Annotated in this window: 24 protein-coding genes; 15 read left to right on the top strand and 9 right to left on the bottom strand. The window is 63.6% G+C overall.

Translation table 11 applies throughout. The features are described from left to right. Positions 1-202 precede the first annotated feature (202 nt). From NKJ93_RS28945 to NKJ93_RS28970, 6 genes are all read left to right on the top strand, one after another. Positions 203-1,486: a DUF3422 family protein gene (locus NKJ93_RS28945; RefSeq protein WP_023716470.1), complete on the top strand. Its 1,284-nt coding sequence runs from the start codon at positions 203-205 to the stop codon at positions 1,484-1,486. 138 nt (positions 1,487-1,624) lie between these two features. Next, positions 1,625-3,121: an FAD-linked oxidase C-terminal domain-containing protein gene (locus tag NKJ93_RS28950; protein WP_352592579.1), complete on the top strand. Its 1,497-nt coding sequence runs from the start codon at positions 1,625-1,627 to the stop codon at positions 3,119-3,121. Between the two features lie 222 nt (positions 3,122-3,343). Next, positions 3,344-4,600, top strand: a complete 1,257-nt coding sequence (locus NKJ93_RS28955) for an FAD-binding protein (protein WP_352592582.1) — start codon at positions 3,344-3,346, stop codon at positions 4,598-4,600. Then, positions 4,597-4,986, top strand: a complete 390-nt coding sequence (locus tag NKJ93_RS28960; RefSeq protein ID WP_352493850.1) for a DUF4870 family protein — start codon at positions 4,597-4,599, stop codon at positions 4,984-4,986. Before NKJ93_RS28955 ends, NKJ93_RS28960 begins: the two co-directional genes overlap by 4 nt. A 62-nt stretch (positions 4,987-5,048) precedes the next feature. Continuing rightward, positions 5,049-6,350, top strand: coding sequence for a glycolate oxidase subunit GlcF (gene glcF / locus NKJ93_RS28965; RefSeq protein WP_352592585.1), 1,302 nt, complete (start codon positions 5,049-5,051; stop codon positions 6,348-6,350). Between the two features lie 31 nt (positions 6,351-6,381). Further along, positions 6,382-7,383, top strand: coding sequence for a hypothetical protein (locus tag NKJ93_RS28970; RefSeq protein ID WP_352592588.1), 1,002 nt, complete (start codon positions 6,382-6,384; stop codon positions 7,381-7,383). 9 nt (positions 7,384-7,392) lie between these two features. Here NKJ93_RS28970 and NKJ93_RS28975 read toward each other — a convergent pair whose 3' ends face one another. Continuing rightward, complete coding sequence (locus NKJ93_RS28975; protein WP_023716475.1) at positions 7,393-8,313, bottom strand: bifunctional 5,10-methylenetetrahydrofolate dehydrogenase/5,10-methenyltetrahydrofolate cyclohydrolase; 921 nt, start codon at positions 8,311-8,313, stop codon at positions 7,393-7,395. A gap of 274 nt (positions 8,314-8,587) precedes the next feature. Further along, the gene (locus NKJ93_RS28980; RefSeq protein ID WP_352482354.1) at positions 8,588-9,322 is read right to left on the bottom strand and encodes a L,D-transpeptidase; all 735 of its coding nucleotides are present in this window, start codon (positions 9,320-9,322) and stop codon (positions 8,588-8,590) included. A 222-nt stretch (positions 9,323-9,544) separates the two neighbouring features. On the opposite strand from NKJ93_RS28980, the gene NKJ93_RS28985 reads away from it, so the two are divergent. After that, a complete protein-coding gene (locus NKJ93_RS28985) occupies positions 9,545-10,180 on the top strand; it encodes a DNA-3-methyladenine glycosylase I (protein ID WP_352482353.1) in 636 nt (211 codons plus the stop codon). Positions 10,181-10,184: 4 nt separating this feature from the next. On the opposite strand, the gene NKJ93_RS28990 is transcribed toward NKJ93_RS28985, so the two are convergent. Further along, entirely contained in the window at positions 10,185-10,439 is a 255-nt protein-coding gene (locus tag NKJ93_RS28990; protein ID WP_352482352.1) for a hypothetical protein, read from the bottom strand. Positions 10,440-10,794: 355 nt separating this feature from the next. On the opposite strand from NKJ93_RS28990, the gene hisS reads away from it, so the two are divergent. The 6 genes from hisS (at position 10,795) to NKJ93_RS29020 (ending at position 18,261) form a co-directional block, all read left to right on the top strand. Further along, the gene (hisS, locus tag NKJ93_RS28995; RefSeq protein ID WP_352592591.1) at positions 10,795-12,357 is read left to right on the top strand and encodes a histidine--tRNA ligase; all 1,563 of its coding nucleotides are present in this window, start codon (positions 10,795-10,797) and stop codon (positions 12,355-12,357) included. 178 nt (positions 12,358-12,535) lie between these two features. Continuing rightward, entirely contained in the window at positions 12,536-13,651 is a 1,116-nt protein-coding gene (locus tag NKJ93_RS29000) for an ATP phosphoribosyltransferase regulatory subunit (RefSeq protein WP_023716480.1), read from the top strand. Beyond that, positions 13,648-14,349: an ATP phosphoribosyltransferase gene (hisG, locus tag NKJ93_RS29005; protein ID WP_352592594.1), complete on the top strand. Its 702-nt coding sequence runs from the start codon at positions 13,648-13,650 to the stop codon at positions 14,347-14,349. The genes NKJ93_RS29000 and hisG overlap by 4 nt, the downstream gene beginning before the upstream one ends. Positions 14,350-14,846: 497 nt before the next feature. Then, entirely contained in the window at positions 14,847-16,613 is a 1,767-nt protein-coding gene (locus NKJ93_RS29010; RefSeq protein WP_352592597.1) for an AMP-binding protein, read from the top strand. 69 nt (positions 16,614-16,682) lie between these two features. Continuing rightward, a complete protein-coding gene (locus tag NKJ93_RS29015) occupies positions 16,683-16,904 on the top strand; it encodes a cysteine rich repeat-containing protein (RefSeq protein ID WP_352592600.1) in 222 nt (73 codons plus the stop codon). Between the two features lie 253 nt (positions 16,905-17,157). Beyond that, complete coding sequence (locus NKJ93_RS29020) at positions 17,158-18,261, top strand: calcium:cation antiporter (protein WP_352592603.1); 1,104 nt, start codon at positions 17,158-17,160, stop codon at positions 18,259-18,261. A 93-nt stretch (positions 18,262-18,354) separates the two neighbouring features. Here the strand turns inward: NKJ93_RS29020 and NKJ93_RS29025 are convergent, their stop codons facing one another. From NKJ93_RS29025 to NKJ93_RS29035, 3 genes are all read right to left on the bottom strand, one after another. Beyond that, the gene (locus tag NKJ93_RS29025) at positions 18,355-18,516 is read right to left on the bottom strand and encodes a hypothetical protein (RefSeq protein WP_352592606.1); all 162 of its coding nucleotides are present in this window, start codon (positions 18,514-18,516) and stop codon (positions 18,355-18,357) included. Between the two features lie 222 nt (positions 18,517-18,738). Next, the gene (locus NKJ93_RS29030; RefSeq protein ID WP_023716484.1) at positions 18,739-19,212 is read right to left on the bottom strand and encodes a methyltransferase family protein; all 474 of its coding nucleotides are present in this window, start codon (positions 19,210-19,212) and stop codon (positions 18,739-18,741) included. 21 nt (positions 19,213-19,233) lie between these two features. Continuing rightward, positions 19,234-20,127, bottom strand: coding sequence for an NAD(P)/FAD-dependent oxidoreductase (locus tag NKJ93_RS29035; RefSeq protein ID WP_023716485.1), 894 nt, complete (start codon positions 20,125-20,127; stop codon positions 19,234-19,236). Between the two features lie 114 nt (positions 20,128-20,241). On the opposite strand from NKJ93_RS29035, the gene NKJ93_RS29040 reads away from it, so the two are divergent. Next, the gene (locus NKJ93_RS29040) at positions 20,242-20,889 is read left to right on the top strand and encodes a TetR/AcrR family transcriptional regulator (protein ID WP_023716486.1); all 648 of its coding nucleotides are present in this window, start codon (positions 20,242-20,244) and stop codon (positions 20,887-20,889) included. Positions 20,890-21,210: 321 nt separating this feature from the next. Then, complete coding sequence (locus tag NKJ93_RS29045; protein WP_352592609.1) at positions 21,211-21,813, top strand: cupin domain-containing protein; 603 nt, start codon at positions 21,211-21,213, stop codon at positions 21,811-21,813. A 158-nt stretch (positions 21,814-21,971) separates the two neighbouring features. Here the strand turns inward: NKJ93_RS29045 and NKJ93_RS29050 are convergent, their stop codons facing one another. The 3 genes from NKJ93_RS29050 to NKJ93_RS29060 form a co-directional block, all read right to left on the bottom strand. Then, complete coding sequence (locus NKJ93_RS29050; protein WP_352592612.1) at positions 21,972-22,676, bottom strand: hypothetical protein; 705 nt, start codon at positions 22,674-22,676, stop codon at positions 21,972-21,974. A gap of 34 nt (positions 22,677-22,710) precedes the next feature. Beyond that, positions 22,711-23,931 (bottom strand): coiled-coil domain-containing protein, encoded by a 1,221-nt coding sequence (locus tag NKJ93_RS29055; RefSeq protein ID WP_352515651.1) that lies wholly within the window; start codon positions 23,929-23,931, stop codon positions 22,711-22,713. Between the two features lie 486 nt (positions 23,932-24,417). Next, positions 24,418-25,326 carry a hydrogen peroxide-inducible genes activator gene (locus tag NKJ93_RS29060; protein WP_352482345.1) on the bottom strand — a complete coding sequence of 303 codons (909 nt, stop codon included), beginning with the start codon at positions 25,324-25,326 and terminating at the stop codon, positions 24,418-24,420. Positions 25,327-25,452 lie beyond the last annotated feature (126 nt).

The following is a 25,452-nucleotide window of genomic DNA, read 5'->3' on the forward strand; positions in this document are numbered from 1 at the left end:
AGAGCAATTCCAGGAAAAGTGTGAAACGGTTTTCCGTCCGGAATTGCGCAGAATCAAAGGGATAGAGCGGTTCGGCGTTTCCGTAAAACGATAAAACCGCTCTAGAGGGACATCATTGCCAAAGGGCTCAGAGAAGCCCGGGGGACCAGCCGTGCCAGACGCCGACCCGTCCAATCTCGAATTCCAGCTGCGCGCCAAAGCCATGGGCGGCAGCGTCATGGGCTTTCCGGCGCATGAAGGTCGGCCCGGCGCGCTCGGCGAGGTCCACGCCCGACCGCATCCGCTGGTCGAAAAGCCGCGCGTGCTGGTGCAGCTTTCCTTCATGACCGAAGGCGGCTCGAGCGTCGATCTGGCAGTGCTTTCGGAACTGTCGCAGCGCCTTGGTATTGCCGCGCCCGACCGCCATGCCCGCCATCACGCGATGAAGTGGGGCAAGGGCTCGCTGCGCTGGGAACGGCACACGGAGTTCTCGACCTATCTCTGGGAAGGGCCGCTCGCCGAAAACGGCAGGGGGCAAGAAGATACCCCCTTCGGCAACGGGTTTTCGCCGCCGGGCACGGTGATTTCCGGCATCAGGCTCGAAATCCGCAAATGGACACCGGCGAACGAGCGGCTGATCGCCGGCTTCGACCCGACCAGCCTGTGCTATTCGCTGGTCGAGCGCGGCAACGCGGCCATCGTCACCGATTTCCGCCAGGATGGCGACGGCTTGACCCGCATGCTGGTGCTCGATCGCGGGCTGACACCGGCGCGCACCGGGGCGCTGTCGCAGCGGCTGATCGATATCGAGACCTACCGCACGCTGGCCATGCTTGGGCTGCCGCTGGCGCTGATGCTTTCGGGGCGTGCCCGCCGCATCGAGGACAGGCTGGCCCAGACCACGCTGGAAATGAAGGTCGCCGAAACCCGCGACAGCCAGACCTTGCTGGCCGACCTGACCGAACTTGCCGCCGAACTGGAGGCGGATGCCGCCTCCAGCCTCTACCGGTTCGGCGCCAGCCGTGCCTATGACGGCATCGTCGGCGAGCGGCTGGAGGCGCTCGAGGAAGAAGCCGTGCCCGGCTACGACACCTGGGGCGGGTTCCTGCAGCGGCGCGTCGCGCCGGCCATGCGCACGTGCCGTTCGGTCGAGGAGCGCCAGGCCAATCTGTCGCGCAAGCTGACCCGTGCCACCACGCTGCTGCGCACCTGGGTCGACGTCGAGGTCGAGAAGCAGAACCGCGATCTGTTGGCATCGATGAACAATCGCGCCCGCCTGCAATTGCGCCTGCAGCAGACGGTGGAAGGGCTGTCGGTCGCCGCCGTTTCCTACTATGTCGTCGGCCTCATCGGCTACGTCGCCAAGGGCGCCTCGATCTTCGGCCATGCCTTTGCGCCGGAAATGGTCACCGCCGCCTCGGTGCCGCTCGCCGTCCTGCTCGTCTGGTGGGGCGTGCGCCGTGTCCGCCGCATGCACTCCGAACCGGGCAAGCAGCCGGGCGAGTAGTGTGGGGCGCGCAGCGGCAGATTGCCGCTGCGAAAGGCTGTCCCGGCCATAGGCCCGCGATCCCGGCGAAAGCGGCATTTGCAACCGATAGCCGTCGCTGGTAAAAGATTTTTACCAGTCGGTCGAAGGAGGCTGTCGATGTCCGGTCTTGCGATGCCGAAACCAGACGACGCCACGCTGCGCCGGCGCGATGAGATCGTCGCCGATATGCGCATCATCGTGCCGGGCGAGGGCGTCGTCGACGCAGCCAATGCGATGCGCGCCTTCGAGAGCGATGGGCTCACCGCCTACCGGCAATTGCCGCTGGTCGTGGTGCTGCCGCAAACCGTGGCGCAGGTCTCGCGCGTGCTGAAATATTGCAGTGACCGCAATATCCGCGTCGTGCCGCGCGGCTCCGGCACCTCGCTCTCCGGCGGGGCGCTGCCGCTGGAAGACGCGGTGCTGCTGGTGATGAGCCGCTTCAACCGCATCCTCGAGATCGATTTCCAGAACCGCATCGTCGTCGCTCAGCCCGGCGTCACCAATCTCGGCATCACCACCGCCGTCGAGCAGGAGGGCTTCTATTACGCCCCCGATCCATCCTCCCAGATCGCCTGCTCGATCGGCGGCAATGTCGCGGAAAATTCCGGCGGCGTGCACTGCCTGAAATACGGTCTCACCGCCAATAATGTGCTTGGTATCGAGATGGTGCTGATGAATGGCGAGGTGGTGCGCCTCGGCGGCAGCCATCTCGACGCGGAAGGCTACGACCTACTCGGCGTGATGACCGGCTCCGAAGGATTGCTCGGTGTCGTCACCGAGGTCACCGTCCGCATTTTGAAGAAGCCCGAGACGGCGCGTGCCCTGCTGATCGGCTTCCCGACCAGCGAGCAAGCCGGCCAATGTGTCGCCGACATCATCGGCGCCGGCATCATCCCGGGCGGCATGGAGATGATGGACCGCCCGGCCATCCACGCCGCCGAGGATTTCGTCCAGGCCGGCTATCCCCTGGATGTCGAGGCGCTGCTGATCGTCGAGCTGGACGGGCCGGGTGTCGAGGTCGACCATCTGATTGGCCTGGTCGAAGCCATTGCCTATAGGAACGGCTCGACCACATGCCGCATTTCGCAATCGGAGCAGGAGCGGCTGAGTTTCTGGGCCGGCCGCAAGGCAGCCTTCCCGGCGGTCGGCCGCATCTCGCCCGACTATTACTGCATGGACGGCACCATCCCGCGCAAGGAATTGCCGCGCATCCTCGCCGGCATGCGCGAACTGTCGGAGAAATACGGGCTCGGCGTCGCAAATGTCTTCCACGCCGGCGACGGCAATCTGCATCCGCTGATCCTCTACGACGCCAACGTGCCGGGCGAGCTCGACAAGGCGGAGAGTTTCGGCGCCGACATATTGCGGCTCTGCGTCAAGGTCGGCGGCGTGCTGACCGGTGAGCACGGGGTCGGCGTCGAGAAGCGCGACCTGATGCCGGAAATGTTCAACCAGATCGATCTCGACCAGCAGATGCGCGTCAAATGCGCCTTCGACCCCAATCACCTGCTCAACCCGGGCAAGGTATTTCCGCAGCTGAGGCGATGCGCGGAGCTCGGGCGGATGCACGTGCATCGCGGGCAGCTGGCATTTCCGGACATTCCGAGGTTTTGAGGGTATGTTGGCGCTTGGACACCCCCCTCTGTCCTGCCGGACATCTCCCCCGCGAGGGGGGAGATTGGCTGCTTCAACGTCCTGCTCGCCTTCAAGCGTTGATGGTTGGCGAAAGCCTAAGCGACATCCGATCTCCCCCCTTGCGGGGGAGATGTCCGGCAGGACAGAGGGGGGTGGGAAGGATCGCGGCTTCTCGTCATTTACGACTGGTGGTTCTGCCGCATGACCACCTTCACCCCGACCACATCAGCGGAAACCCTCTCCACCATCGCCTGGGCCGCAGCGGAAGACTCGCCGCTCGAGATCCTCGGCCATGGTTCCAAGCGCGGCATCGGCCGGCCGCAGCAGAGCGAGCATACGCTCGACCTGTCGAACCTGTCCGGCGTCACGCTCTATGAGCCGGCCGAACTGGTGCTGTCGGCGAAAGCCGGCACGCCGCTGGCCGCGATCGAAAGCCTGCTTGCCGAAAACGGCCAGCAACTGGCCTTCGAGCCGATGGACTACGGCCCGCTGCTCGGCGGTGAACGAGGACGAGGCACGATCGGCGGCGTGCTGGCCGCGAACCTTTCCGGCCCGCGGCGGCTGAAGGCCGGGGCTGCGCGCGATCACATCCTTGGCATCGCGGCCGTTTCCGGCCGTGGCGAGGCCTTCAAGTCGGGCGGCCGTGTGGTCAAGAATGTCACCGGCTATGATCTGTCCAAGCTGATGGCCAACAGCTGGGGCACGCTGGCGGTGTTCACCGACGTCACCTTCAAGGTGCTTCCCGCTGCCGAGACCGAAGTCACGCTCGCCATCCGTGGCCTGCTCGACGATCATGCCACCGCCGCCATGGCGCTGGCACTGGGTTCCAGCGCGGAGGTGTCGAGTGCGGCCCATCTTCCTGAACGGGTCGCCGCGCGGGTCGCCGGCGGCAGTCTCGGCAGCGATGCGGCGACGCTGCTGCGCATCGAGGGTTTCGGCCCGTCGGTCGCCTACCGCATCGCGGCGCTGAAAGACCTGCTGAAAAACGCCGGTCCGCTGCAGGAGATTTCCGGTTCGGTCTCGTATTCTGTCTGGCGTGACATCCGCGATTGCGCGCCGTTCGCCGATGGCAGCGAAAGGCCGGTGTGGCGCGTCTCGATGGCGCCGTCGCAGGGCCACCTTATGGTGCTGGCGCTGCGCATGCAGGCCGCGGTCGATGCCTTCTACGATTGGCAGGGCGGGCTGATCTGGCTGCGCATGCAGCAGGACGATCCAGAGGCCGGCCTGTTGCGCGGGCTGATCAGAAAGCATGGCGGCGGCCATGCCACGCTGGCTCGCGCAACCCCTGCGCATCGCGCGGCGATACCCGTGTTCGAACCGCAAGCGCCGCCTCTTGCAGCACTGTCGGCGCGGCTGAAGGCCGAATTCGACCCGAAGAATATCCTCAATCCCGGGCGTATGGCGCCGGGCGCAGGCTCTGCTACTCTCGCCCCAGCAACCGAGGGAGGAGCGCAATGAGCGATGCAGGCCAAAACGGTACGTCACGCCAGACCGACCGCTGGCTGGAGCCCGGTCCGACCAACGCGCTGGTCATCTATATCCTCTATCTCGCCGGCCTCGTTATCGGCGTCAGCGGCATTGTCGGCATCGTCCTGGCCTATATCAACCGCGGCAAGGCCGGCGGCTTCGTCGAAAGCCATTACGCATTCCTGATCCGCACCTTCTGGATCGGCCTGCTCTATGCACTGATCTCGGCGCTGCTGATGGTCGTGGTCGTCGGCGTCGTGCTGATGGTCGCTGTCGCCGTCTGGTTCATTGCCCGCTGCATTCTCGGCCTGCAGGCGCTGCAGCGCGGCGAGGCGGTCAAGAACCCGGAAAGCTGGTTCCTCGGACTACGAGCATGATCCCAAAAAGCGGATACCGGTTTTGGGAAAAGATCATGCTCAAACGGTAAGGATTCGTTTACGTGCAGACCTCCTTCTCGCTTGCCCAGCTTGCCGATCCGCATGTCGCGGAATCGGAAAAGATCCTGCGCAAATGCGTGCATTGCGGCTTCTGCACCGCCACCTGCCCGACTTATGTGACGCTCGGCAACGAACTGGATTCGCCGCGCGGCCGGATTTACCTGATCAAGGACATGCTGGAGAACGGCCGTCCCGCAGACAAGGAGATCGTCACCCATATCGACCGCTGCCTGTCCTGCCTCGCCTGCATGACCACCTGCCCGTCTGGCGTCAACTACATGCATCTGGTCGACCACGCTCGCGCCCATATCGAGGAGACCTACAAGCGTCCGCTGGCCGATCGCCTGACACGCGCCATGCTGGCCTTCGTGCTGCCTTATCCCTCGCGCTTTCGCGCGGCGCTCAAGCTGGCGAAGCTCGGCCAGCCATTCGCCGGCCTGTTCGAGAAAATCTCGGCATTGAAGCCGCTGGCGGCGATGCTGAAGCTCGCTCCAACGCACATCCCCGCTGCATCGCCGATGGCTTCGCCGGGCGTCCATGCGGGGCAGGGCGGCAAGAAAAATGGCCGCGTCGCCATCCTCACCGGCTGCGCGCAATCAGTGCTCGATCCCGGCATCAACGACACGGCGATTTCGCTGCTGACCCGGCTTGGTGTCGAGGTCGTCGTCCCGCAGGGCGAGGGCTGCTGCGGCGCATTGGTGCATCACATGGGACGCGAGGACGCTGCCTTGGCGTCGGCCCGACGGAACGTCGACGCCTGGACGCGCGCCATCGAGCAGGGCGGACTCGACGCCATCGTCATCACCGCATCCGGCTGCGGCACCGCCATCAAGGATTATGGCTTCATGCTGCGCCTCGATCCTGCCTACGCCGACAAGGCGGCGCGCGTGTCGGCGCTGGCCAAGGACATCACCGAATATCTCGGGAGTCTCGACCTGCCGGAACCGGTGCGTAGACCGGGCGCTATCGTCGCCTATCACTCGGCCTGCTCGATGCAGCATGGCCAGAAGATCACCCGCCAGCCGAAGGAGCTTCTGGTCCGGGCCGGGTTCGTCGTGCGCGAGCCGCGCGAAGGGCATCTCTGCTGCGGTTCTGCCGGCACCTACAACATCCTGCAGCCCGGGATTTCGGCGACGCTGCGCGACCGCAAGGTCAGGAATATCGAGGCGACCGGCGCTGAAATCGTCGCCACCGGCAACATCGGCTGCATCACCCAGATCGCCTCCGCCGCCAAGCTGCCGGTGGTGCATACGATAAAGCTGCTCGACTGGGCCTATGGCGGCGAGCCGCCAAAATTGGTTTGATTGCTGCGCACCCGCCAATGAGACTGCCGAGATGCCCAACCCAAAATCCGAAGAGATTGGAACCGTCGTTCGGCTGCTGTCGGACAGATCGCCGGCGACGTTCCAGGCCAGCTATGGCGAATGCCAGACAATCGTCGTTCGTCATCTCAAGGATGGGTCCGAATTCCTGTTTGCGCTCATAAAGGCAGCGGTAGAAGCCGACGTCCAGCAAGACAATCTGATTATCGACGCCGTTTCGTTTCTCGACGACGCGCATTTGGCTCGTCTGGCATTTTTCCTGCAAGAGGAAGTGAAACGCGGAATAGACGTGGAGGATCTGCTGGCTCACGTCGCCTTGCAGGCGCCGGAATTGTTTCCAGACAGTACCTTGGGCGACATTCCCGATTTCGCAGACTGGCTGACGCATGATGATCCTCGTTCGCCGCCGGCATGTCATCATTTCAGCTTTGAGGAGGGCGCTCCGAGCGACATGTCTTTTCCGACGCACCGCAATCATCCTACCTGGCATCTGCCGGCGACTGGCAGGCCACTTACGGTCGGCGGCGAAGGATCGGCAGTGTGCCCGACCTGTCGAGAGCGACTGATACATCTGGTTACGCTGGACGATCTTGAGCTGACGATGCCTCTTCCCAGACTCCGTATCGAGACCTGTGCGAATTCTCTCGAACCGACCTACTATTCCCACGACGCTGCCGGTGTGCCGACGCCGATCGCGCCTCTGCATTCGCCCTACATTGAGAGGCCTGCAAAAGCCGCCGAGAAAAAAACTGTTCGGTTGGCACCGACCCCTAAACGGTGGCTCAGGCAGTCGTACGGGATAAGCAATTCAAGGCAAAACCTGTTTCGGCTTGGTGGGCTGCCGTCATGGATTCAGGGGCCGCAGTTTCCAGTCGTTCCCGGGACGGACCGGCAAATGAAATTTCTTCTCCAGTTCGATTCACTCGCCGGTTTCTTCTGGGGCAGCGGCGGCATGCTCTACGTCTTCTGGGATGACGAGTCCCGGATCACCTGCCATGTGCCGCAATACACGTGACGAAAGCGCCTACTCCGCCGCCAGTCTGTCCGCCGTGCCGTAGGTTGCCTGGTAGCGGGCGCGCTGGCGGCTGAGCGCCACCATGGTGTTGCGCAGCAGGATCGCCACGGTGATCGGGCCGACGCCGCCCGGCACCGGCGTGATCCACGACGCGACGTGCCTGACGCTCTCGGCATCGACGTCGCCGACGATGCGGCTTTCGCCGTCCGGTCCGATTTCCGAATTGATGCCGATATCAATCACGGCGGCGCCCGGCTTGACCATGTCGGCCTTGATCAGCCGCGGCTTGCCGACGGCCACGAACAGCGCGTCGGCGCGGCGTGCGTGTGCCGCCACCGAGCGTGTCATGTGATGGCAGACGGTTACCGTCGCGCCTTCGCTCATCAAAAGGAAGGCGATCGGCTTGCCGACAATCTCGGAGTGGCCGACGACCACCACTTCGAGCCCCTTGAGGTCGAGGCCGGTTTCCCTGAGCAGTTCGACCGAGGCAGCGGCAGTGCAGGGCGCCAGGTCGAGCTGGTTGTAGACGATGTTGCCGATCGACGCCGGATGCATGCCCTCGACGTCCTTGAGTGGATGCACCGCCGCCTGCAGCGTCTTGATCGGGATATGCACCGGCACCGGTCGCTGGATGATGATGCCGGTGACGCGCGGGTCGGCGTTGAGGCCGTGGATCGCAGCTTCGAGTTCGCCGGCAGTGATGTCGGCGCGAAAGCGCCTCTCCTCGAAGCCGATTCCGGCCAGCCCCGCCTTGGCGCGCTGGTTGCGGACATAGATGTCGACCGCCGCTGTGTCGCCGACGGTGATCGACACCAGCTTGGGCGGAAAGCCTTCGGCGGTGGCGATCGCCGCGTCCTCGCGCACGCTGGCGATGATGCGTTGGGCAACCGGGCCGCCCTTGAGATAGCGGCTGTCATCGGAGAGGGACATCGAGATAGGGCCTTTGTCTGGAATTTTGGCTGCCACATAGCAAAGGGACGGCGAAAAGGCAGCGCGAAAAGCGAACCGCTATGCCTGTCGCGCGACGTGCCGGCGAAATCTTCGTCAATTCTCGCTGGCGGAAACAAAAAGGGCAGCACGGCTTGCCGCGCTGCCCTTTCGTGACTGGCCGCATCCCCACACGGCCCGTCCCCCGTTGTTTATTCATCTGGCCTCAGAAAGCCAAAGCTAATGTCTTTCTAGACCAGATGATTCGTCGCGGCAACTATATCACCACCACCGTTGTTCCGATATTCACGCGTTCGTAAAGATCGACCACATCCTCGTTGCGCATGCGGATGCAGCCCGACGACACCGCGCCGCCGATGGTCCAGGGCTGGTTGGTGCCGTGGATGCGGTATTCGGTCGAGCCGAGATAGAGCGCGCGTGCGCCGAGCGGGTTTTCCATGCCGCCGGCGAGATAGGTTGGCAGATAACGGCCCTTTGCGGCTTCGCGGGCGATCATCACCGCCGGCGGCCGCCAGTCCGGCCAGACCCGCTTGTTGGTGATCTTGTGAGTGCCGGACCATTCGAAGCCCGGCTTGCCGGTGCCGACGCCGTAGCGCCGCGCCTTGCCGTTCTTCTCGACCAGATAGAGGAAATTCTCTCTCGTATCGATGACGATCGTGCCCGGCTTCTGCGGGCCGTCATAGGCGACTTCCTGCGGCAAATAGACGGGATCGATCTGCGGCCGCATCACCATGCGTTTGGCCGGCGCCTGCACCGCTGCGGTGCGCAACTGATCGGGTTCAGCTTGCCGCCGGTAGCGCCGTAGCGGCTGCGCTTCCTGCCGGCTCTGCCGCACGATGCCCGGCGCATGGCCGAGCTGCAGCACCCAGGGCGCCGAAAGGTCGGGGCTGACCACCACCGGCGGCCTCTCGGCATAGCGGTCGTTGGCATTGGCGGCGCCGACGGCAAGCACGGCCGCGGCGCCGAACAGTGGGAACAAGAATATCTTCATCGGATCGCACCTTGATCGTCGAACATGCCGGGGCGCAAAGCCTCCCCGATTTCCGCGACATTGGGCGCGAAGCGGCAACCGAAACATGAATCGGAATGCGTAAAATGCCTGTCTGTCAGTAAACCTTTTGGTGTGGTTACCGCCCGGTTCAGGAATCTGGTAAAGCCGCGGTAAAGGCCGCTTCAAAACGCGTTAACGCCAAGACACGAACGGAATTCCGCCATGGACGAAAAGACAGGTCTGCTTGCTGGTCCCGACGGCATCGCCCGCTGCTTCTGGCACGGCAACCTGCCGGATTATCTGCACTACCACGACCACGAATGGGGCCGGCCGGTCGCCGACGATCGCCGGCTGTTCGAAAAGATCTGCCTCGAAGGCTTTCAGTCGGGCCTGTCCTGGCTGACCATATTGCGCAAGCGCGACAATTTCCGCGAGGCCTTCGCCGGCTTCGATGTCGACAAGATCGCCGCCTTCACCGACGCCGATGTCGAGCGCCTGCTCGGCAATGCCGGCATCATCCGTCACCGCGGCAAGATCGTTTCGACCATCAACAACGCCAAACGCGCCCGCGAACTCATCAACGAGGCCGGCTCGCTGGCCGCCTGGTTCTGGAAGTTCGAGCCCGGCCCGGACGAGCGGCCCGAGATCGTCGACCTCGCCCATCTGCGCGCCAATCCGACGACGGCCGTTTCGGTCCGCATTTCGAAGGAGCTGAAGAAGCGCGGCTGGAGCTTTGTCGGCCCGACCACCGTCTACGCTTTCATGCAGGCGATGGGGCTGGTCAACGACCATCTCGAGGGCTGCGTCTGCCGGGAACCGGTCGAGGCGGAGCGGAAAGCGTTCAGGCGGCCGAAATAGCGGCTCAGGCGCCGCCGGCGCCGGCCAGGAAAAACCCGGCCAGGATGGCCGCCAGCGCGGCGAACACCGGATAGATCACCAGCAGGCCGGTCATCAGCACGTCGCGCATGGTCGGCCCGCTGCGCTGTTGCGCCGCGATCTCGAACAGTCCGGCGATTTGCTTCGTCGTTTTTGGCCCATAACCATCGGCCGGCCGCAGCCGGACCGGGGCGTCGCGTGCGCCGCTATCGATGATGTCGAACTTCTGTAGCGTGGCCATGGCCCCGAACCCCTTGTTTCGGCGCGCTTATCGGCCCGGATTGTGTCGGCACGATGCCGCGCGCATGGCGCAATTGTTTCAGCTTCTTTTTCTTGCCTTCTCCCCTTGTGGGAGAAGGTGGATCGGCGCGCAGCGCCGAGACGGTTGAGGGGTGTTGGAAGAAATGAGGCGCAGGCGTTCCCTGGAACACCTCTCATCCGACCGAGCTTCGCTCGGCCACCTTCTCCCACAAGGAGAGAAGGAAGAAGCGCAAACCCTTGCCGCTCCCGGCTGCATCGGTTAGGACACCCGCGCCGTGGAAATCGGTTATTTAACCGATCCCCGGAGCGCCACGAAACCACCGAGTACCCATCCCATGGCCGACAAATCCGAAAAGATGAAAGCGCGGCTTCCGCGCGGCTTTGTCGACCGCGGCGCCGACGATCTGCGCGCCGTCGAGAAGATGATGGCGACGATCCGCTCGGTCTTCGAGCTTTACGGTTTCGAGCCGGTCGACCAGCCGCTGATCGAATACACCGATGCGCTCGGCAAATTTTTGCCCGACCAGGACCGGCCGAACGAGGGCGTGTTCTCGTTCCAGGACGATGACGACCAGTGGCTGTCGCTGCGCTACGACCTGACCGCGCCGATGGCGCGCTTTGTCGCCGAAAATTTCGAACGCCTGCCGAAGCCCTATCGCAGCTATCGCTCCGGCTGGGTGTTTCGCAACGAGAAGCCCGGTCCCGGCCGATTCCGCCAGTTCATGCAGTTCGATGCCGACACGGTTGGCACGCCGGGCGTCGCCGCCGACGCCGAGATGGCGATGATGATGGCCGATGTGATGGAGGCGCTCGGCATCAAGCGCGGCGACTACGTCATCCGCGTCAACAACCGCAAGGTGCTCGACGGCGTGCTCGAGGCGATCGGCCTCGGCGGCGAGGAGAACGCTGGCCGCCGCCTGCAGGTGCTGCGCGCGATCGACAAGCTGGACAAGTTGGGCGTCGAGGGCGTGCGCCTGCTTTTGGGTGCAGGGCGCAAGGACGAGAGCGGTGATTTCACCAAAGGTGCCGGGCTGGATAATGCGCAAATCGACGTTGTGATCAGCTATTTCACAGTCATGGCGCAGCACGATCCCGAAAAAATTGTCCAGACACTGGGATCCATCAACCCCGGACTCAGCAATCTTGTCGAGGAAAGGAAACTCGAACATCTGGGCATAACGAATGCGTCGTTTGTCGAGGGCCTTGCAGAGCTGGAACAGATAAGAACCATGGTCGCACAAAGCGGCTACGGTGAGGATCGCATCCGCATCGACCCCTCCGTCGTCCGCGGCCTCGAATATTACACCGGCCCGGTCTACGAGGCCGAGCTGCTGGCCGAGATCCCCAATGAGGACGGCCAGATCGTGCGCTTCGGCTCGGTCGGCGGTGGCGGCCGCTATGACGGCCTCGTCTCGCGCTTCCGCGGCGAGCCGGTGCCGGCGACCGGTTTTTCGATCGGCGTCTCCCGCTTGATGACGGCGCTGAAGAACCTCGGCAAGCTCGACATTTCGGATGTGATCGCGCCGGTCGTCGTGCTGGTGATGGACAAGGATACGGAAAGTCTCGGCCGCTACCAGAAGATGGTCGCCGAGCTGCGCGCCTCCGGCATCCGCTCGGAAATGTATCTCGGCGGCGCCGGCATGAAGGCGCAGCTCAAATATGCCGACCGCCGCGGCAGCCCGGTCGCCGTCATCCAGGGCGGCGACGAGCGCGCCAAGGGCGAGCTGCAGATCAAGGACCTGATCGAAGGCGCGAAGATGTCGGCCGAGATCGCCGACAACGCCGAATGGCGCGCCGCACGGCCGGCGCAGGTGACCGTGGCGGAAGGCGATCTGGTCGCCGAGGTGAAGAAGATACTGGCGGCGCAGGCGGCCGACCGGGCGAAAGGTGGCGCGTGAGCACCCCCCTCTGGCCTGCCGGCCATCTCCCCCTCAAGGGGGGAGATTGGCAGCTTCAGCCTCACCGTCTTCTTTCCAACGCTGGAGATTGGCGAAAGCAGGCGCGATATCCAATCTCCCCCCTTGCGGGGGAGATGGCCGGCAGGCCAGAGGGGGGTGCCTCGCGCCCCACATCCCCATGACCTCCCCTGCCATCGCATCCGACATCGCGACGCTCTTCGCCGCGCGCAACACCCATGCGGTCGAGGTCGCCGTGCTGCAGCCGGCCGATCCGTTCCTCGACATGGCGGGCGAGGATTTGCGCCGGAGGATTTTCCTCACCGAAAGCGAGACCGGGCAGACGCTTTGCCTGCGGCCGGAATTCACGATTCCGGTCTGCCTCGACCACATTGCCAGCCAGGCCGGCACGCCGCGCCGCTATTCCTATCTCGGCGAGGTGTTTCGCCAGCGCCGCGAGGGCGGCAACGAATTCTTCCAGGCCGGCATCGAGGACCTCGGCGACCGCGACACGGCCGCCGCCGATGCGCGTTCGCTGGCCGATGCGCATGCGCTGCTTTCGCTGGTGCTGCCCGGACGGGAGCTGGCGGTGACGCTTGGCGACCAGACCATCTTCGAGGCGGTGCTGGCAGCGCTTGGCCTGCCGCGCGGCTGGCGCATGCGGCTGGCCCGCGCCTTCGGCTCGGCGCCAATGCTGGAAGCGGCGCTTGCCGACCTCGCCAATCCGCCGCGCAACAGCCAGATCGCCGGCGCGGTGGCAGCGCTTGTCCTCGACGGCGATCTGGAGGCTCTTTCGGCGCATATCGCCGGCGGCATGGAAGAGGCCGGCCTGTCGGCAACGGCCGGGCGTTCGCCGTCCGAGATTGCGCGGCGGCTAATCGAGAAAGCCGAACTGCGCAGCGTCCGGCTGTCGAACGAGGCATTTGCGGCTTTGAAGGGTTTCCTGGCGATCGACGTGCCGCTAGATAGCGCCGCCGGGGCGCTCGCAAGTTTTGCCGCCGATGCCGGGCTTTCGCTGGGAACTGCGCTGGAGAATTTTGCCGCCCGCGCCGCGGCCATCGAAAGCCTCGGTCTGCCGATGTCTGAAATCAGCTACGATGCCGCCTTCGGCCGCCCGCTCGATTATTACACTGGCCTCGTCTTCGAGGTCGCGGCGCAAGGCGGCGACCGGCCGCTGGCCGGTGGTGGCCGCTACGACCGGCTGCTGACGCTGCTCGGCGCCAAGACGCCGATCCCCGGCGTCGGTTTTTCTGTCTGGCTCGACCGCATCGAGGCGCTGCGGGAGACAGCGCCATGATCACGCTGGCGATCCCATCGAAGGGCCGGCTCAAGGAGCAGGCGCTGGAGGTGCTGGCCAAGGCCGGGCTTGCCGTCAGCCTGCCCGGCGACGAGCGCAAATACCGCGCCCGCATCGATGGCCTGGACAGCGTCGAGATAGCCTTCCTGTCGGCTTCCGAGATCGCAGGCGAAATCGGCCAGGGCTCGGTCGATCTCGGCATCACCGGCGAGGACCTGCTGCGCGAAAACCTCGCCGACTGCGAGGCACGCGCCGAAATCATCGCCCGCCTCGGTTTCGGCAATGCCGACGTCGTCGTCGCCGTGCCCGACATCTGGCTCGACGTCGACACCATGGCCGACCTCGACGACGTCGCCGCCGATTTTCGCCAGCGCCATGGCCGGCGGCTCAGGATCGCCACCAAATACTGGCGCCTGACCCAGCAATTCTTTTCGCAAAAGCACGGCATCCAGGTCTACCGCATCGTCGAAAGCCTCGGCGCCACCGAAGGCGCGCCGGCGGCCGGATTGGCCGACATCGTCGTCGACATCACCACGTCAGGCGCGACGCTGCGCGCCAACCATCTCAAGGTGCTCGCCGACGGCGTGATCCTGCGCTCGCAGGCCTGTCTCGTGGCGTCGCGGAAGATGCGCGCTCCGGCCGACGAGGCGATCTTGCGCGATATTGCGGCCAGGATGGCGTTGGTGAACTCGAGTTGACGATTGCGGAGCAGGCGCCGTCGGCCAAGCTGCCAATCTCCCTCCTTGCGGGGGAGATGGCCGGCAGGCCAGAGGGGGGTGCTGTCCCGCCGACCTGTCAGCCAATCGGAGCCTCATCCGTTCCCGGTTGGGGGTGCTGAAGTCGAACTTGGCGATCCTTCGCCCCCCCTCTGCCCTGCCGGGCATCTCATCCGCAAGGGGGGAGATCGGATATCGCCTCGGCCTTTGCCAACCACTAACGTTGGATCCAGCGGTCTAGCCGCGGCACCGACCCGAAGCGATTTTCCTGATGTACAGCAATTTTGTTCTTGCTTTTGCCGGCAGCTATGCTACTAATCTCGCTATGGTGCCAATTGGCCCCGAACACCCGCCCGCCGTGGCGGGTTTTTTTGTTTTCGGCCCTGACAGGGCGAGTTCCAACCCCAGCCCTACCATCGACGGGATTTCCACCACCCCGCCGGGCTGATAGGCTCGTTCTGTCTGCGGAGGACACGGCGATGCCGATCAATCTCGACGAGTTGAAGAATGCAACCAACCTGCGCGGCAAGCGCGATGGCGGTTCGTTCATTGCGCCGGTTGACGGCACGGCGCATGTCTCCGGTGACCGCAGCGTGCCGTTGCTCAACCTGACCATCCCGGCGCTGTTTGCCGATACGGTCGGCAGATACGGCACGCTCGATGCCGCCGTCTTCGTCGAGCAGGACAAGCGCTTTACCTGGGAGGAACTGTCGGACACCGTCGATGCGCTCGCCGCCGGCTTCCTGGTGCTCGGCCTCGAGAAAGGCGACCGCGTCGGCATCTGGTCGCCGAACCGCTGGGAATGGCTGGTGACGCAATTCGCCACCGCCCGCATCGGCCTGATCCTGGTCAACATCAACCCGGCCTACCGGCTGGTCGAGCTGGAATATGCCTTGAACAAGGTCGGCTGCCGAGCGCTGGTCACCGCCGCCAAGTTCAGGAGTTCCGACTATCTCGGCATGATCGAGACGCTGGCGCCGGAGATCGCCAAGGCCACCCCCGGCAAGCTCGACGCCAACAGACTGCCGGCGCTAAAGACCGTCATCCGCATGGACGAGGAGAATTCGCCGGGCATCTTCAATTTCGCCGACGTGCTGGCAATGGCCGGGCGCGACGAGCATGACAAGCTGGACCGCATCTCCGACGGGCTGAAACCGGACGACGCCATCAACATCCAGTTCACCAGCGGCACCACCGGTGCGCCGAAGGGCGCGACGCTGACTCACAACAACATCGTCAACAACGGCAATTTCGTCACCGCGGCGATCCGGCTCACCGTCGACGACCTGCTGTGCATTCCGGTCCCGCTCTACCACTGCTTCGGCATGTCGATGGGAACGATGGGCTGCGTCACCAAAGGCGCGACCATGGTTTTCCCGAGCGAGGGTTTCGATGCCGGCGCCACGCTGAAGGCGGTGGCAACGGAACGCTGCACCGCGCTCTACGGCGTGCCGACCATGTTCGTCGGTCTGCTCGACCATCCGGAGTTCGCCTCCTTCGATCTCACCAGCCTGCGCACCGGCATCATGGCCGGCTCGCCATGCCCGATCGAGGTGATGAAGAAGGTGGTGTCGCTGATGCACATGGCCGAGGTGACCATCGCCTACGGCATGACCGAGACCAGCCCAGTGTCGTTCCAGAGCAGCGTCGACGACCCCCTGGAAAAGCGTGTCTCGACCGTCGGCCGGGTCCATCCGCATGTCGAGGTCAAGGCCATCGACGCCGAAGGCGCCACCGTCGCGGTCGGCGCGCCGGGCGAGCTCTGCACGCGCGGCTATTCCGTGATGAAGGGCTATTGGGACGACGAGCAGAAGACCCGCGAGGCGGTCGACGCCGACGGCTGGATGCACACGGGCGACCTCGCCACAATCGATGCCGAGGGCTATTGCAACATCGTCGGCCGGGTCAAGGACATGGTCATCCGCGGCGGCGAGAACGTCTATCCGCGCGAGGTCGAGGAATTCCTCTATCGCCACCCCAAGATCAAGGAGGTGCAGGTATTCGGCATTCCCGACCCGAAATATGGCGAGGAGCTGTGCGCCTGGATCGTGTTGAAGCCCGGCCAGATCACCACGGAGCAGGAGGTCAAGGCCTTCTGCGCCGGCCAGATCGCCCACTTCAAGATCCCGCGCTACATCCGCTTCCGCACCGAATTGCCGATGACGGTGACCGGCAAGCCGCAGAAATACCTGATGCGCCAGGCGATGATCGATGAACTGGGATTGGTGACGCAGAAGACGGCTTGAGGAGCCTTCCGTTCGTATCTACGCGTGACAGAGGCGTTGTTTGAGCAACATGTTTGAGGGGAGTGTTCCATGCGGTTTGGGTTAGGTGTGCTTTTCCTGGCAACTCAGCTGGCAGCCACCGCGGCGCTGGCGCAGACGGCGGCCGAGCGTGAGGCCTGCCAGGCAGATTACCAGAAGTTGTGCAAGGGCGTGTTGCCGGGCGGTGGCCGCGCCGTCAAATGCCTGGCCGGTCACATGAGCGAGCTGACGCCCGAATGCAAGAAGGTCGTCAAAGCCAACAAGCCCGGCTAGCGCGTGAGCTTCCCTGCGGGTGACATGATGTTTCGGACTAGGGGACAGCGGAGGTGTGCGGAGGCAGGGGCAGCGCAATCGCGTATCCAAATGCGATTGCCCTCCCCCTTGAAGGGCTAGGGGTGGGGTACGCTGCGATGGGGCTCGTCATCACCTGTCATATGCGATTCCTCTGGGCCGGAATGGTCGCAGTGCGCAACAGCGGTTGCAAATCGCCCTTCCACCGGATTCGCGGGAAGGCAAAAAGGTGACAATGAGTGGTTTCGCAAGATCGGCGGTTTCCTACGGCATGCCGCTGGCCGCGCTGGCGATGGCTGTCGCGGTCAGGGCCAGCGGGGTGTCGGTGGACGAAGGGTCGCTAGGCACCAGGATATTTATCGGCGCGCTGTCGAGCGCGATCATGTTCACCACCATTTTCGTGGTGCTCGACCACGCCGAGGCGGTGGCCAGGCGGGTAGGCGAGCCGTACGGCACCTTGGTGCTGACCATCGCCGTGACGGCAATCGAAGTCTCGATCATCGTTTCGATCATGCTGCATGGAGCCAACAACCCGACGCTCGCACGCGAGTCCGTCTTCTCGACGGTGATGATCACCTCGACCGGCGTCGTCGGCATGTGTCTGACGTTTGGCGGCTGGCGTCATCGCAAGCAGGCAATCGTCCGCCAAGGCACCAGCGCCTATCTGGCGGTTCTGGTCGCGCTCAGCGTTACGACGCTCATTCTGCCGACCTACACGCGAACCACCGATCCCGGCACGTTCTCGGCCGCCCAACTCGGCTTCGTCAGCGTGCTTTCAGTGCTGCTCTATGCGGGTTTTCTGTTCGCGCAGACTGTCCGCCACCGCGACGATTTCATCGACGCACAAGCACATGGCGCCGCAGTGCCAGCCGACGCCCACGAAAGCATTGCCGCTAGTGCTCTGCTCCTGCTGATCGGGCTGATCGGCATCGTCATGCTGGCCGAGCAGGTCGCCGCCAGCGTCGAAGATGCGCTCGTCGCCTATCAGGTGCCCCAGGCCGACGCCATTGTCGGCGCAATGATCGCTGGGCTGGTCTTGATGCCGGAAGCCATCTCGGCGGTTCGCGCCGCACTCAACAACGAGCTGCAGCGCGGCCTGAACGTCGCCATGGGTTCGGCCTGCGCCACGATCGGCCTGACAATACCAGGCATCGCCGCCGCCAGCCTGCTGACCGGAAGAGGGCTGACGCTGGGGCTGCCGTCGACCGACGTGGTGCTTTTGGTCTTGGCGCTTTTCATCTGCAATGTGAGTTTCAGCACGGAGAGAACGACGTTCCTGACCGGGCTGGTGCACCTTGTGGTGTTTTGCACGTATGTGTTTTTGATATTTGTGCCGTGAGGGGGTGGGGGAGGTGGGCGGTCAGAGGCGGATAGGTTAGGAAAACTGCTTGAACGTCTCAATATGGGCCGGTGGCGGTCTGTCCGCTCTTGGTCACCGCTTCTCGAAAGCAGACATCGGTGTGCGGTACGTCGACGGCTCATTTTGTGGCGGCAAGCCGTGCAAGACGAGCGTCGGTTGACCATCGGGATCACCACCCTGCAGCGCGTGAAAGGTGCAGTGTGGCAGGTCGAAGGTGACGTGTTCGAACTCCATGTGTGTCAGGCTTCTCCAAGAGCGGTCGGACGAGCGATCCTGATGCTGGCCTCGGTGTCTCTGGTTTTGGACATGTGCGTCTCCTCAGGTGCCGGGTGTACTGCGTCAGCCGGCAGTCGGTTTCCGTGACACCGGCCCGCAACCTTCAGAATATGATAGCTCGCGGCAAGGAAGCCGGTGCTGGTTTATCAGAAGGCCCCGCAGGCGGCAGCGGCGGAATGGTCAGAGCCAGCGGCGAACCTCGGCCTTGTAGCGGCGGTAGTCGTCGCCGAACTTCGCTTCGAGATAGCGCTCCTCGCGGGCGATCACCTGCGTCTGGATCGCGATCAGCACCAACGGGAGCAAGGCGAAGGCGATCGGCCCGTCGAAGCCGATCGCAAGGCCGGAATAGATAAGCGCCATGCCGAGATACATGGGATTGCGGGTCCACCGATAAGGACCGGTCGTTGCGATGAGGGTCGTTGGCTGCGACGGCGGAACGTTGGTGCCTAGCCGCCGGAACAGCCCCGCCGCCGCAAGCATCATCGCCGCGCCGGCAACGAACAGCAGCGCGCCCGTCGCGACCAGCAACCGCCAGTCGATGCCGAAAGAGCGCAGGGTGACGAACCGCTCCGCCGCCAGCCCCAACAGCAGCGCTCCTAGATAGACGAAGGGCGGAGGGAAGCGCACACCCGCGCTGTCCGGTTCGACGGCCATGCTCATCTCCAATCTGTGCTCTCAAACAAGCATCGACTGCTGGGCTGAGATACCCGCCGTCGCGCCCTGCGATATTGCTGTGGTGACCGAAGCCATGGCTGGGTTTGCAAGATCGCCGGCGGCGTACATTCCGGGTATGCTGGTTTCGCGGCGCTCGTCGGCCTTCAGGGCGATGCCGAGGGGCGTATTGACCGTGGCGAGTCCCAGTGATTCATGCAGGCTTGCGGACGGCTTGTTGCGCGGATGCGCGAACAAGATATCGACTGCGACATCGGGGGCGGTATCGAGCTTGACGGTGGCATTGTGGCCCCTGTGGCGGGCGATTTCGGTGATCCGGCCATCAACGACAGGTATGTTGCGGCGCGCCAGATCGGCCCGGATATCGGGTGCAATGTCGTGACCATCGGCGAAGACCGTCAACGTGTCGGTCCAGTCGTGGTACAGCCTGACATAATTGTGCGACGGCGGGCCGGACCAGACGAGGCCCCAATGCTGGCCGGCGACTTCAAAGCCATCGCAATAGGGGCAGGGTACGATGGACGTGCCCCAGCCTTCGGCAAAGCCCGGAACATCAGGCATCTGGTCGGCAACGCCATAGCTCAGGATCAGTCGCAGCGCCCCAAGGCTTTCGCCAGCGCCAGTGAGGACAGAGAAATCGTCGATGGCGCCGGAGACCCTGTCGGCCCGGGCATTGACCAGCCTGATCGTGGGATAGCGCGCCAGCTGCTGCCGCGCTTCGGCCAGGATGTCCAGCGGTGGCTTGTGATCGTGGCCGAGCAGACCATGCGAGTGGCCGGCGAAGCGGTTGCGCGGCAGGCCGGTATCGAGAACGGTGACCTTGCGGCGGGCACGGCCGAGCTGCAGGGCGGCGGCGAGACCGGCAAAGCTGCCGCCGATGATGATGACGTCATCCATGGTGATGGGCTCCGTATGTGGATGAGGGGTTGGCTTGGGCCTGGCTTGCACATTTTTGACACTGCGTGGTATCGTAATTCAAGAATTATGATACTGTCAAGGACTGGAATTGTCGTGACCGAAAACAGCCAGGGCCGGCGCGGCCGGCCCGCCAATGAGGCGCTTGGCCAAACGATAGTCGACGCCGCGTGCGAACTCTTTGAGGAATTGGGTTTTCATGCGACGACATTGGACAAGGTCGCCCAGCGAGCGAAGATATCCAAGCTCAGCATCTATCGGCACTTCGAGAACAAGGAGGCGCTGTTCAGCGCGGCCATCGCGGCCCGCTGCCATCAGTTTGCACCACAGGCCCTTTTTGAAGGCGTCGACGGTTCGGCCGAAGATCAGCTCATGGCGGTGGGATCATCCCTGCTTCGCACGCTGTTGAACCCGGACGTCCGCAGTGTCGAAGCCATGATCATGGCCGACAAGACGAATCAAAAGTCGTTAAGCAAGCTCCATTACGAAGCCGGCCCCGCCCATGTCATCGCCCAAATCGAGGCCCTGTTGCGTCAGTTGCACGCGAAGGCGGTTCTGAACGTGACCGACCCTCTCCGGTCCGCCCGCTTGTTTGCCGCGCTTATCAAAGGATCCGATCTCCTGATTATCGCACGCTTCGATGAGGCGAGAGCAGAGGACGACAACGAAATCGAATCCTATTGCCGGTCGGCCGTCGCCATGTTCATCGCCGCGCACGGTGGCAACGACCACCCGGGCGGATAGACTAGGAGTACTTGCATGATATTTGGGATGCTCGCATTGACATCAACGCGACTATTATCGTTGGGCAGCGGGCTGACCGGCGGAGTAACCGCTACCACCCCATTCGAGGCCTTAGTGCCGGCTTAGCAGACCGTCAGCTTTCGGGAAGCTGCAATGGTGGTCTGAACGGCAAAAATGCGGCGCAAAGCAGCCATTCAGGATTTGCCGGACCTTGTTGCGGAGCCGCCATGGTGCAGATCGCGGAACTCTAACCCTAGCGGAACCAACCGCCACGCAGCCGATTAACCGGCATGGAGCTCCAAACCACCCAAGGGCCACCCCATGAGCATTCTGCAAACCACGAAGAAGGCCGTCGAGCAGGTCACCGGCATCGCCAGGCCAGACAGGCGAGAGGTCGCCGACCTCCTGAGGCCGCGCAAAGCGAATGCATTTCGGTTCAGGGATGACGGGCTGGTGCCCAACCATCCGTTCTGGCCGCTGGTCGTCTATCGCGGCGCCGTGACGCTGCCCGAAGACTTCGATCCGGCGGCTGTCATGGAGGCGCTTTTTGAAGCCAATGGCTGGGGCGATAGCTGGCGCAACGGCATCTACAACTACGTTCACTACCATTCGCGCATACATGAGGTGCTGGGCGTCGCGCGCGGCACGGCCAAGGTCCGCTTTGGCGGCAGCAAGGGACGAACGCTGTCGCTGAAGGCCGGCGACGTCGCGGTGCTTCCGGCCGGCACCGGACACCAGCGTCTTTCCGCATCCGACGACCTTCTGGTCGTCGGCGCCTATCCTCCTTCCGGCACCTATGACGAATGCACGACCGCCGCCGACCATGCCAAGGCGGTCGCGACGATCCCCAGGGTCGACCGCCCGCGGAAGGACCCTGTCTACGGAAGCAAAGGCCCGTTGCTCGCAGCCTGGAAAAGGGACTGAAGTCGTTCCTTTCGAAGGGGCTTGCGGGTTGGCTTCGGGGCTCAAACCGAACCGTTGACCAACACCTACGGCGCCACCGACGAAGAAGGCCGCCTTGTAGATAGCGAAGCGGATCGTGCCGCTGTCGGCGTGCACAGGGCAGGCAATCAGGCTTGGTACTATATTATTGCAGTGACCCTGCCCGACGCATCGAGGCGGCAACTGACTTGCGCCTGTCGGACTTCGATGCCGCCTTTTCTTGCGTAGTCTATTCGCACCTCGATCGGCGCCGTGAGTGCACCCCGAAGTTGACGCAAGGCGCCTGCGCTTGCCGCGTGGACACGGACGGCGCCCAGCGGCGTTGCAGCGGCTATGATCGCCGCGCGGCAGGCTCGCACGACCGCAATCGGCGTACCGGGTTTCGGTGTCAGTGGCCCCAGAGATCCAAACGGATACCCCTTGGTGAAGTCACCCTCACCGGCTTTGGAAGGCCTGAGGACGGGTGGCAGCACGATGAATTGCCTGGCGGTCTTGGCAGAGGCAGGGGCCGTCGCTGCAGTCGAACTGTCGGGTGCGGTAGCCGCCTCGTTTTCGGCGGACGGATCGTCGCCCACACTGGCACTTGTGCTTGTGTCACCAACGTTGCCGCTGGCACCAACGCCTGCGTCGACTGATCCGTCATCTGCACCGACCGAAGCTCCAACATTTGCTCCGCCTACGCCGTCGACGCTCGTGCCCGCCCCCACAGATACGCCTTGCGAACCGGCGCTCACTCCAGCACTGACCCCGACACCGCCGGCCCTACCGCCCACACCTGCTTCAAGAGCCGAGGCAGGCCCAATTGTGATCCCGATCGTCAACGCGGCTGCGACATACTTGTTCATTGTCATCTCCCCTGCGGCTTTCGCTCCCTAGTCTTCACTGGCGCGGCTCGCCGCTTTTGGATGGCCGTGTTGGAAGCAATGCGGCGGGAAGAGGTATGGTTGCCAGCAGAGCAGTTTGTGGCGACTTTTGGACCTTCACTTTCTGTTTTTTCGGCAAGCCCGGTTTACGGGCTGGTTGGGCGCCCGTACGTGCTTTCGGCGCGCGCTCCACAGCCGCAGTGCGACGCTTACCCTTGACAATATCAATTGCCTGACGCGCGGCACTGAGGCTGCGGGCTAGACCGATAGCCCTTTCACGCTCCTGGTCCAGAGCGGCACTCAATTCTACCGAGTTCTGCTTTAAAGCATCGCGTTCCTGGCGAACAATATCGAGGTCACGTACAGCTGAATCTGCTCGTTCGTGTCCCCGTTCGAGTGTTTCTCGAGCCTGCTTTAGAGCGGCCTCGGCCACCTGTCGGTCCCTTATGGCGTTGGCCTGCTCGACGGCTGCCAGATTTGCGCCTTTCTTAAGAGCATCGATAGTTTGGCGAGCCGTGGTAAGTTCTTGTTCCAAGAGCTCAACCTTGTGCCGCTCGTCATCAAGCGTTCGCTTCGCAGCAAGCTGGGATGCGTCCATAGAGGGGTGCGCTCCAAGCGCGGCAGCCTTCTCGCTGTTCCAGAGACTGGCTTCGGCCCTGTAGCTTTCGATAACGCGCTGCGCGGCCTCCAGATCGAGCGCGAGCGCTTCGTCTGTTCGCTGCTGCTCATTTAGGGCTTGTGCTTGCTGAGCCACCGTGTCTGCCAGTACGTGTGCCTGGGCGCTTAGCTCACGTGCGCCGCGCTGCATAGCGTCCAGCTCCGCTCGTGCTGCGGCCAATTCGCGGCGTAAAGCCTCCTCATGCTCGCCGAGCGGCGTTTGCGCGCCCTCCTTGAGTGCCCGTGTTTTGAGTGCCTGCGCTTCGCTGAGCACCAGCTCTCTAGATATACGGGATCCCAGCGCGCTCGGTTGTGGCTTGCCCGGTTCTTTGCCGACCTTGGTGTGTTCGGAAACCACGACCGACGAGCTGTCGTTAGCTGTGGCAACCGCTGACGCTTCGGGCGCCAACTGACCATTTGCCGGAGATCCCAACAGCAGAACGAGGCATAACGGAATGAGGGATGGTATGGCGTTGCACCCCCTGCCGCGTATCTCGTGAAGTAAAATCAAGGGCCGTCGTTTAATAAAGGTGAAGTCACAGCGGAGACATTTTGACCTGGTACTCTGCGCATGATTCATCACTGAACCTCACCGATCGCGGCCCTCACCGCTATTGTATTCTCCACTTACTGCACGCCGCGGATGCCGCACCAAAAAGATCAATGCTAGTCAAGCACCCTCGGCACCGCCAAAGCACGGAATTGCGCGCAAGGCTGTTTCCTATTTCCTTAGTTGTCATCATTCGAACAAACGGGACTTTCGGCTTTCGGGATGACCATCTTCCCTACCCAACGGCTGTGATGCGGCGCAAAGCAGCCATTCAGGTGCGAAGGTCGACTTCGGGTCAACACCAGACTTCCGCTGGATGGTACGGCGCACCTCACCCGCCAGCACCGCCGCTTCCAATCGGGATGATCTTCGCAAGCTGGATGCATTCATCGTGCCGGACCTTGGTGGGGAGCCGCATGGCGGCTTGCTCCCCGCCTGGGAAAGGGACTGAAGTCGTCCCTTTCGAAGAGGCTTGCGGGTCCGCTTCGGGGCTAACCGGACCCAACATCCGCCGCTCTACGCCGCCAGCACCGCCGCATCCAGCCCGCGAATAATCTTCGCCAACTCCACACATTCGTCGTGCCGCACCTTGTTGCGCCGCCATGCTAGGCAGATCGTGCGTTGCGGCATCGGTTCCTGGAACGGCACGATCTTCAGATCGGGGATAGTGCTGGCCGGTCCTGTCGCCATTTCCGGGATGAGCGTGACGCCGAGCCCGTGCGCCACCATTTGCAGCAGCGTCGTCAGGCTGGTCGCGCCGTAGCTTGCCATTGCCACCGGCCGCACGCTGCCGCAGACGGCGAGCGCCTGTTCGCGCAGGCAGTGGCCTTCCTCCAGCAGCATCAGCCGCTCCAGCGCCGGGCTTTCCGGCGGCACCGGCGGTGAGGCGAAGGCGGGATCGCCGGCCGGCACGGCCAGGAAGAACCGGTCGGAGAACAGCGCCTCGGTGACCAGGCCTGGGTAATCGAGAGGCAGCGCCGCGACGAAGGCGTCGAGCTTTCCCGAAGCCGTGTCCTCGACCAGAGAGGCGGTCACCGCCTCGCGCAATTCGAGCTGCAATGCCGGGAAATGCCGTTTCAGTTCCGGCAGCACATGCGGCAAGAGATAGGGCGCCACCGTCGGGATGATGCCGAGCCGGAAGCGGCCTTCCATCGCCGGGCGGCCGCGCCGGGCCGTCGCCTCGACGTCGCTGATATCGGCAAGAATGCGCTCGATGCGCGGCAGCAGGGCCTGCGCCTCGTCGGTCATCCGCACCGATTTGCCGCCGCGCTCGAACAACCGGCAATTGAGCCGCAGCTCCATCTCGGCGATCTGCGAAGAAAGCGCCGGCTGGCTGACGCCGGCGAGTTTGGCGGCGCGGCCGAAATGCAGCGTCTGCGCCAGCGCTTCGAAATAATGCATCTGCCGGACGGTCAAGCCAATCATAAGGAAAACCTATCAGAATAAACAGCAAAGGCAATTTGTCTTTATCGGCTGGGCAGGCTAGTCTGGAACCATTCCAGAATGGCGCGGCTGCTGGCCCTGCCCGGAAAATCAACAAAATCCCGGAAA

Origin of the sequence: Mesorhizobium sp. M0028 (assembly GCF_040323855.1) — a bacterium.
Lineage (GTDB): Bacteria > Pseudomonadota > Alphaproteobacteria > Rhizobiales > Rhizobiaceae > Mesorhizobium.

Excerpts from the sequence above, each read along its gene's own strand:
- NKJ93_RS29000 (WP_023716480.1), top strand. The coding sequence starts at position 12,536 with ATGACCTCCCCTGCCATCGCATCCGACATCGCGACGCTCTTCGCCGCG.
- NKJ93_RS29055 (WP_352515651.1), bottom strand. The coding sequence starts at position 23,931 with ATGAATCATGCGCAGAGTACCAGGTCAAAATGTCTCCGCTGTGACTTC.
- NKJ93_RS28950 (WP_352592579.1), top strand. The coding sequence starts at position 1,625 with ATGTCCGGTCTTGCGATGCCGAAACCAGACGACGCCACGCTGCGCCGG.
- NKJ93_RS29060 (WP_352482345.1), bottom strand. The coding sequence starts at position 25,326 with ATGATTGGCTTGACCGTCCGGCAGATGCATTATTTCGAAGCGCTGGCG.
- NKJ93_RS28960 (WP_352493850.1), top strand. The coding sequence starts at position 4,597 with ATGAGCGATGCAGGCCAAAACGGTACGTCACGCCAGACCGACCGCTGG.
- NKJ93_RS28985 (WP_352482353.1), top strand. The coding sequence starts at position 9,545 with ATGGACGAAAAGACAGGTCTGCTTGCTGGTCCCGACGGCATCGCCCGC.
- NKJ93_RS28970 (WP_352592588.1), top strand. The coding sequence starts at position 6,382 with ATGCCCAACCCAAAATCCGAAGAGATTGGAACCGTCGTTCGGCTGCTG.
- NKJ93_RS29035 (WP_023716485.1), bottom strand. The coding sequence starts at position 20,127 with ATGGATGACGTCATCATCATCGGCGGCAGCTTTGCCGGTCTCGCCGCC.
- NKJ93_RS28980 (WP_352482354.1), bottom strand. The coding sequence starts at position 9,322 with ATGAAGATATTCTTGTTCCCACTGTTCGGCGCCGCGGCCGTGCTTGCC.
- NKJ93_RS29010 (WP_352592597.1), top strand. The coding sequence starts at position 14,847 with ATGCCGATCAATCTCGACGAGTTGAAGAATGCAACCAACCTGCGCGGC.
- NKJ93_RS28990 (WP_352482352.1), bottom strand. The coding sequence starts at position 10,439 with ATGGCCACGCTACAGAAGTTCGACATCATCGATAGCGGCGCACGCGAC.
- NKJ93_RS29045 (WP_352592609.1), top strand. The coding sequence starts at position 21,211 with ATGAGCATTCTGCAAACCACGAAGAAGGCCGTCGAGCAGGTCACCGGC.
- NKJ93_RS28975 (WP_023716475.1), bottom strand. The coding sequence starts at position 8,313 with ATGTCCCTCTCCGATGACAGCCGCTATCTCAAGGGCGGCCCGGTTGCC.
- NKJ93_RS28955 (WP_352592582.1), top strand. The coding sequence starts at position 3,344 with ATGACCACCTTCACCCCGACCACATCAGCGGAAACCCTCTCCACCATC.
- NKJ93_RS29025 (WP_352592606.1), bottom strand. The coding sequence starts at position 18,516 with ATGGAGTTCGAACACGTCACCTTCGACCTGCCACACTGCACCTTTCAC.
- NKJ93_RS29020 (WP_352592603.1), top strand. The coding sequence starts at position 17,158 with ATGAGTGGTTTCGCAAGATCGGCGGTTTCCTACGGCATGCCGCTGGCC.
- hisG (WP_352592594.1), top strand. The coding sequence starts at position 13,648 with ATGATCACGCTGGCGATCCCATCGAAGGGCCGGCTCAAGGAGCAGGCG.
- NKJ93_RS29015 (WP_352592600.1), top strand. The coding sequence starts at position 16,683 with ATGCGGTTTGGGTTAGGTGTGCTTTTCCTGGCAACTCAGCTGGCAGCC.
- NKJ93_RS29030 (WP_023716484.1), bottom strand. The coding sequence starts at position 19,212 with ATGGCCGTCGAACCGGACAGCGCGGGTGTGCGCTTCCCTCCGCCCTTC.
- NKJ93_RS28945 (WP_023716470.1), top strand. The coding sequence starts at position 203 with ATGGGCGGCAGCGTCATGGGCTTTCCGGCGCATGAAGGTCGGCCCGGC.
- NKJ93_RS29050 (WP_352592612.1), bottom strand. The coding sequence starts at position 22,676 with ATGAACAAGTATGTCGCAGCCGCGTTGACGATCGGGATCACAATTGGG.
- hisS (WP_352592591.1), top strand. The coding sequence starts at position 10,795 with ATGGCCGACAAATCCGAAAAGATGAAAGCGCGGCTTCCGCGCGGCTTT.